The organism is Methylobacterium sp. WL116 (genome assembly GCF_008039455.1).
Classification (GTDB): Bacteria; Pseudomonadota; Alphaproteobacteria; order Rhizobiales; family Beijerinckiaceae; genus Methylobacterium.
In genome coordinates this window covers 1-598 of the sequence record NZ_VRUV01001072.1, presented here as the reverse complement: position 1 = coordinate 598, position 598 = coordinate 1, and the positions used below count along the sequence as shown (strand labels likewise).

Genomic DNA, 598 nt, shown 5'->3' with positions numbered 1-598 from the left:
GCGATCACCTCGACGTTCTTGCCGTCGAGGTCCATCCGCCGGATCTGGGCGTGGGTGTCGGGCGGCATCGTGATGTTGCCGGGCGATCCGACCGGGACGTAGAGCTTGTCATCGGGGCCGATGGCGATGAACTTCCAGCCGTGCGCCTCGTCCTTGGGTAGGTCGTCGTAGACCAGCACCGGCTTCGGCACCTCGTCGAGATGCGCCTCGATGCCGTCGTAGCGCCAGATCTTCGAGAGCTCGGCCACGAACAGAGATCCGTCGTGGAACGCGAGCCCGTTCGGCCGGTGCAGGCCGGTGGCGATGGTCTTGACCTCGCGCTTGCCGTCAGGCCCGACCTTCGCCGGGATCGCGTAGACCTTGCCGACCGCGCGGGTGCCGACGAACAGAGTCCCGTCCGGGCTCTGGCGCATCGAGCGGGCGTTGGCGAGCCCGCTGGCATAGACCTCGATCTTGAAGCCGTCGGGCACCGTCAGCTTGTCGAGCGGGAGCTTCGCCAGCGGCGTCGCGAGCGGCGGCCCGGAGATCGGTGCGAGCTTGGCGGCGTCCCCGCCCTCGGGGCGCCCGTAGAGGGCGGAGCCCTTGTCGACGGCAGGGG

Annotated in this window: 1 pseudogene; it reads right to left on the bottom strand. The window is 69.4% G+C overall.

The features are described 5' to 3' along the window. A pseudogene (locus tag FV223_RS29455) lies at positions 1–598 on the bottom strand (sorbosone dehydrogenase family protein); the annotation flags it as partial.